This is a genomic window from Microbacterium sp. P2_F9 (genome assembly GCF_056403635.1).
The window spans coordinates 1-6,404 of record NZ_JBFUFC010000211.1 but is presented as its reverse complement, the minus strand read 5'-3'; the positions used below and the strand labels follow the sequence as shown (position 1 = coordinate 6,404).

Here is a 6,404-nt window from a genome sequence, read left to right as displayed (position 1 = left end):
ACATTCGGTCGTCCTCCGAGGTCGTGGGCGAGGCGCGGCTGCCCGGCGCGGCAGACGGCCTGCCGATCGCCGGCATCCTCGGCGATCAGCAGGCGGCAACGTTCGGGCAGGCGGCGTTCGACGCGGGAGAGTCCAAGAACACCTACGGCACGGGCAACTTCCTGCTGGTGAACACGGGGACCGACATCGTGCGCTCCGGCAACGGACTCATCACCACCGTCGCGTATCGATGCGGCGACGAGCCGGCCCGCTATGCGCTCGAGGGGTCCATCGCGGTCACCGGGTCGCTCGTGCAGTGGCTGCGCGACAATCTCGGCATCATCAACCGGTCCGAAGACGTAGAACGGCTGGCCACTTCGGTGGACGACAACGGCGGGGCCTACTTCGTTCCCGCGTTCTCCGGCCTGTTCGCCCCCTATTGGCGCCCCGATGCGCGCGGCGCGCTCGTCGGGCTGACCCGCTTCGTGAACAAGGCGCACATCRCCCGGGCGGCGCTCGAGTCCACGGCGTTCCAGACGCGCGACGTCGTCGAAGCCGTCGTCGCCGACACGGGGCGGGCACTCGAAGAGATCCGGGTGGATGGCGGGATGACGCGCAACGACCTGCTGATGCAGTTCCAGGCCGACATCCTCGGCGTCCCGGTGGTGCGTCCGAAGGTCGTCGAGACCACGGCGCTCGGCGCCGCGTACGCGGCCGGCCTGGCCACCGGGGTGTGGGCGAGTCGTGACGACCTGCGCGCGCACTGGCGCGAGGACGTGCGATTCGAGCCGCGGATGCCGGAGGACGAGCGGGAGCAGCGCTACGGGCAGTGGAAGAAGGCGGTGTCGAAGTCGCTCGACTGGGTCGACGCCGACGCGCGCACCCTGATGGGCACCACCGACGGCTGAACCCTACTTCAGCAGTCGTGAGAGCCGGCGATCCGCCAGGATCTTGCCGCCGGTCTGGCAGGTGGGGCAGTACTCGAGCGAGTTGTCAGCGAAGAAGACGCTGCGCACGGTGTCGCCGCACACCGGGCAGAGCTCGCCGCGGCGACCGTGGACGCGCATCCCGCGCCGCTTGGCGTCCTTGAGTTCGGCCGGGGGCTTGCCGGTGGCTTCGGTCACGGCCTCGGTGAGCGTCGTCGTCATCGCGGCGAACAGCGCGTCGACATCGGCGTCGGTGAGAGTCGCCGCGAGCGCGTAGGGCGACATCTTCGCGGCGTGGAGAATCTCGTCCGAGTACGCATTGCCGACCCCCGCGATCACCGACTGGTCGCGCAGCACCCCCTTGATCTGGGTGCGGCGGCCGGCGAGGAGCCCCGCGAGCGTGTCGCGGGTGAATGCGGGGTCGAGCGGGTCCGGCCCGAGCCGGGCGATCCCGGGCACATCCGCCGGCGCGCGCGCGACGTAGACCGCGAGGGACTTCTTCGTGCCGGCCTCGGTGAGGTCGAAGCCGGAGCCGTCGCTGAGCGCGATGCGCAGTGCGATCGGGGTCTTCCCCGGTCGGATGATCGTGGCGGGCAGCGTGTCGTACCAGCGCAGCCATCCCGCCTTCGCGAGGTGGAAGATCAGGTGCGGTCCGGGTGCGCCGGCATCGGACGGCGTGGCCCCGGCCACTGTCGTAGACAGGTCCAGGAACTTGCCGTGACGTGCAGCGCCCGTGACCTCGGCACCCTTGAGTGCGTCGACCGGCGGGTCGTACGTCTTCAGCGCGGCGATGTTCGCGACCGAGACCCGCGTGATGGTGAGGCCCGTCACCCGTTCCCGCAGGAAGTCGACGAGACCCTGCACCTCGGGCATCTCCGGCATGACGTCATCCTCGCATGCCGGGCCGACGCGGGTCAGTCCCTGAGCACCGCCCAGGGCTGAGGGGTCCGATCGTCGGACGCGAGCAGGCCCGCGATCCAGCCGTCTTCGCGCCCGCGGTTGCCGACGACCCCGCGACGGATCAGGCCTTCGTAGCGGAAGCCCAGGGTGTGTGCGGCACGGGCGGACGGAATGTTTCCCGCGACCGAATACCATCCGATACGGTCAAGCCCCCCGCCGCCGGACGAGAAGCCCCAGTCGATCACCGCGCGTGCCGCCTCGGTGACGATTCCCCGACCGCGGGCGTCGGCGACCATCCAGAAGCCGATCTCGGCGGAGCCGTCGTCCTTCCGCAGGAGCGCAATCATCCCCGCGAGCCGGCCATCGGCCCGCACCGCCCAGGTGTACTCGGAGTCCGTTTGCCAGTGCTCGGCGACGAGCGGTATGAAGCCTTCCGCGTGTGTCCGCTCGTACKGACTCGGCAGCGCGACGTATCGCTCGATCGCCGCATCCTGACAGGCCTCGAAGATGGCATCGACGTCGGCTCCCGTCGGCACCGACAGCTCGAGCCGCGGCGTCTGCAGCGCGACGGGTTCCATTCCCGGATCCTATCGGCGGCGATGTTCGCGACCGAGACCCGCGTGATGGTGAGGCCCGTCACCCGTTCCCGTAGGAAGTCGACGAGCCCCTGCACCTCAGGCATCTCCGGCATGACGTCATGCTCGCATGCCCGGCCGACGCGGGTCAGTCCCCGAGCACGGCCCAGGGCTGCGGCTTACGGTCGTCGGTGACGAGCAGTCCCGCGATCCAGCCATCGTGCCGACCGCGCGGGTCGGAGAGCGCCTGACGCTGGAGTCCTTCGTAGTGGAACCCCAGGGAGCGCGCAGCCCGGGCAGACGCGACGTTGCCCACCACGGCACGCCAGTCGAGTCGTTTCAGGTCGAGCCCGTCCGGGTCGAACGCGAAGTCGATCACGGCCCGCGCAGCCTCCGTCAGGTAACCGTGACCGCGCGCGGACAACGCCATCCAGTATCCGATCTCCGCCGACCCGCCACGCTCCAGACGGTGCAGTCCGAGCATGCCCACCCAGTCGTCGTCCACCCGGATGCCCCAGGTCAGTTCGGACTCCGCATCCCACCACTCCGCCGCTTTGACGATGAACTGCTCGGCGTCCCGCCGCGCGTAGGGCGAGGGGAGCGTGGTCCAGCGGGGCACCTCAGGGTCTTGTGCCGCTTCGGCGATCGCATCGACGTCCGCCGCAGTAGGGATGGCCAAGGTCAGGCGCGCAGTTCGCAGCACGACGGGTTGCATCGCACCACCCTAGCCGCGCGCGAAGGTGGCGATCCGGCCGATAACGCTACGCCCGGCGGAGCAGCCCGACCTTGTCGTACACGTCGTTGAGGGTGCGCCCAGCGACCTCGGCGGCCCGCGCCGCGTTCGCCCCCAGCACGCGGTCGAGCTCGGCTGGGTCGTCGAGCAGCCCGAGTGCGCGCTCGCGCACCGGCCCGAACTCGTTGACGATGACCTCGGCGAGACCCTTCTTGAAGTCGCCGTAGCCGCGACCGGCGTACTCGTCCTCGATCGAGGGGATCTGCCGACCCGTGAGCGCCGCGTAGATCACGAGCAGGTTCGACACTCCGGGCTTGGCCTCGCGGTCGAACCGGACTGAGCCTTCGCTGTCGGTCACGGCCCGCATGATCTTCTTGGCTGAGATGGCCGGGTCATCGAGCAGCCAGAGGACCCCGGCATCCGACTCGGCGGACTTCGACATCTTCGCGGTCRGGTTCTGCAGGTCGAAGATGCGCGCGGTGTCCTGCTGGATCACGGGCATCGGCACGCGGAACGTCTCGCCGTAGCGGGCGTTGAAGCGCTCTGCGAGGTCGCGGGTGAGCTCCACGTGCTGCTTCTGGTCGTCGCCGACCGGCACGATGTCGGTCTGGTACAGCAGGATGTCGGCTGCCATCAGCACCGGGTAGGTGAACAGTCCGACGGACGTGGTGTCGGCGCCATAGCGCTGCGACTTGTCCTTGAACTGCGTCATCCGTCCCGCCTCGCCGAAGCCCGTGACCGTGGAGAGGATCCAGGCGAGCTCGGCGTGCGCCGGCACATGCGACTGCACGTACAGCGTCGACTTCGACGGCTCGATGCCGGCGGCGATGTACTGCGCGGCGGTGCGACGGGTCTTCTCGCGCAGCTCGGCGGGGTCGTTCGGCTGGGTCAGCGCGTGCAGGTCGACGACCGAGAAGTACGCGTCGTACGCCACCTGCAGGTCGCGCCACTGCATGAGCGCCCCGATGTAGTTGCCGACCTGCAGCGAGTCGGCCGAAGGCTGCATACCGGAGTAGAGGCGGGGTTTGCTCATCGAACAATCCTACGGCGACGGATGCCGCGCCCCCCACGCCTGCGGCGGTCTCAGGCGCGGCTGTCGCGATGTGCCGGTCTCAGAATCGCCACGCGCAGGCGTCGCCGGTTCGCAGATCGTCAGCCCCCGAAGGTGTAGTCCACCACGACGGGCGCGTGGTCGCTCCACCGGGTGTCCCAGGAGGGCGCCCGCACGACGCGATAGTCGGCGACCCGCTCCGCGAGGGCCGGCGTCGCCAGTTGGTAGTCGATGCGCCAGCCGGTGTCGTTGTCGAAGGCCTTGCCGCGGCTGGACCACCACGTGTACGGCCCGTCGATCTCGCCGTGGAACCGCCGCCCCACATCCACCCAGCCGAGACCGGTGCCGGTCGACCCGTCGACGCCGGTGACGTCTGCACCCGCTGTCCCGAGGAAGCGGTCGAAGTACGCCCGCTCGCGGGGGAGGAACCCCGCCTTCTTCACGTTGCCACGCCAGTTCCGGATGTCGAGCTCACGGTGCCCGACGTTCAGATCGCCCATGATCACCGCGAGGGGCGTCGTCACCGCCAGCTGCGGCATCCGCGCCTCCATCGCATCGAGGAAGGCCCACTTCGCGTCCTGGCGCGCGGTCTCGGCCTCGCCGGTGTACACATAGGCGCTGACGACGGTGAGGCGCTCGCCGTCGATGTCGAAGTCGGTCTCGATCCAGCGGCCCGTCGTGTCGAGTGCCTCGTCGGCGAATTCGCGACGCACCTCGACCGGCATGAGGCGACTGGCGACGGCGACGCCTGCGCGGCCCTTTGCGAGGGCCTCATCGTTCACGAAGTCCCAGCCCGGGAGCGCCGCGCGCAGCTCGGCTTCGGAGGCACGCACCTCCTGCAGCGCGAGGATGTCGACATCCGCCTCGTACAGCCAGCCGAGCATGCCTTTGCGGGCGGCGGCGCGGATGCCATTGACGTTGACAGAGGCGATGCGGACGCGGCGAGACACGACCGCCAGCCTAGCCGCGACCTCAGACGTGGTCGGGCGACGCAGCGCGCTGCTGACGGGGCGGGAGGGGAGGAGTGGATGCCTCGACCGCGGCCAGCTCGTCCTGCGCCTGCCGCACGGCCCGGTCGGCCGCCCACGCGCGATACCAGGGCGCCTGGTCGCGCGCCTCGCGTGCGGTGCGCAGCCGCRCGTGCGCGGCGAGCACGAGCGCGGCGTGCTCCTCACGCAGCCGCTCGGCGTCGCTCTTGGGGAGCAGCGGGATCTTCTGGTCGTCGGCGTGCACCGCGATCCACGCCGCGGCGACGAGCATGACGATCCCGTTGAGTCGGAACCACAGCAGCAGCCCGATGAAGATCGCGAAGGTCACCAGCAGCGGGTTCGAGGGTGTGTAGCTCAGCAGCAGGCCCGCGCCCAGCTGAAGCACCGTCAGGGCCGCGCCGCCAAGGAGCGAGCCCGGCCAGATGACCCGCCAGCGCAGCTTCGTCCCCGTGAGAAAACGGAACAGGGCCGCCAGTGCAACCGCGTTGATCGCGAAAGACACGAAGATCGAACTCGTCTGGATGGCGGAGGCGATGACCCGCGAACCGGTCCAGCCGAACAGGTTGAAGATCCCGGCCAGGGCCAGGGCTCCGGCCGAGCTCAGCGCAGCACCCAGCACCAGGGCGATCCCGAAGATGAGCGCCGCCAGCAGGTCGCGCGCCTTGAGCAGGACGTACGAGCGCGGATCCACCGGCAGCCCGAACAAGTCGCGCACCGAGCGCCGGGCGAAGGTGACCCACCCGATCGCCGTCCAGATGAGGGCGCCCACCGCGATCACGCCGGTCACACCGAGCACCCCAGAACTCTGGCTCACGACCTCCTGGACCTGCTCGGGGGTGATGGCGCCGTTCTCGTCGATGAGGCCGGGAAGGTAGTTGTTGACGACGTCGATCAGGGCGGCAACGGMATCCTCGCTCCCGCCGAGCCATAGCCCGACGACCACCAATGCGACGTAGATGGCGGCGAAGATCGCGAAGAGCGCCTGATAGCTCACTCCTGCCGCGAGGAGGAACCCGTTGCGGAGCAGGAAGTGCCGCCACACGCGGACGGGGAATAGGCCGAGCGTCTTCTGGGTGATCTCGGTGGCCCGGCTGATCGGCGCATCGAACCGCTGCCGGAGCCCAGACTGCGTCGAGTCCCACCGCCTGCGGAGGTTCTCCTCTTCCTCGCGCGCCCGCGCTGCCGCGTCACGCTTGGCCGGCGCGTCACGAGGATCGGGCGAGGCGGTCACGGTGTCAGAGTAGCGGGGAC

The 6,404-nt window shown here is 69.7% G+C and carries 7 protein-coding genes; 1 reads left to right on the top strand and 6 read right to left on the bottom strand.

Annotated features, from left to right (window positions below; translation table 11 throughout):
- Positions 1-887, top strand: an 887-nt coding sequence (locus tag AC1DVT_RS16970; protein ID WP_477390203.1) for an FGGY family carbohydrate kinase, incomplete at its 5' end; no start/stop codon positions are given.
- A gap of 3 nt (positions 888-890) precedes the next feature.
- Here the strand turns inward: AC1DVT_RS16970 and AC1DVT_RS16965 are convergent.
- The 6 genes from AC1DVT_RS16965 to AC1DVT_RS16940 form a co-directional block, all read right to left on the bottom strand.
- Entirely contained in the window at positions 891-1,787 is an 897-nt protein-coding gene (locus tag AC1DVT_RS16965) for an Fpg/Nei family DNA glycosylase (protein WP_477390201.1), read from the bottom strand.
- A 32-nt stretch (positions 1,788-1,819) separates the two neighbouring features.
- Positions 1,820-2,383 (bottom strand): GNAT family N-acetyltransferase, encoded by a 564-nt coding sequence (locus AC1DVT_RS16960; RefSeq protein WP_477390199.1) that lies wholly within the window; start codon positions 2,381-2,383, stop codon positions 1,820-1,822.
- 145 nt (positions 2,384-2,528) lie between these two features.
- Positions 2,529-3,095: a GNAT family N-acetyltransferase gene (locus AC1DVT_RS16955; protein WP_477390197.1), complete on the bottom strand. Its 567-nt coding sequence runs from the start codon at positions 3,093-3,095 to the stop codon at positions 2,529-2,531.
- A gap of 46 nt (positions 3,096-3,141) precedes the next feature.
- On the bottom strand, positions 3,142-4,146 hold the full coding sequence (trpS, locus tag AC1DVT_RS16950; RefSeq protein ID WP_477390195.1) for a tryptophan--tRNA ligase: 1,005 nt from the start codon (positions 4,144-4,146) through the stop codon (positions 3,142-3,144).
- A 119-nt stretch (positions 4,147-4,265) separates the two neighbouring features.
- Positions 4,266-5,114, bottom strand: coding sequence for an exodeoxyribonuclease III (locus tag AC1DVT_RS16945; protein WP_457099981.1), 849 nt, complete (start codon positions 5,112-5,114; stop codon positions 4,266-4,268).
- 22 nt (positions 5,115-5,136) lie between these two features.
- Complete coding sequence (locus AC1DVT_RS16940; RefSeq protein WP_477390205.1) at positions 5,137-6,384, bottom strand: YihY/virulence factor BrkB family protein; 1,248 nt, start codon at positions 6,382-6,384, stop codon at positions 5,137-5,139.
- Between the last annotated feature and the right edge of the window lie 20 nt (positions 6,385-6,404).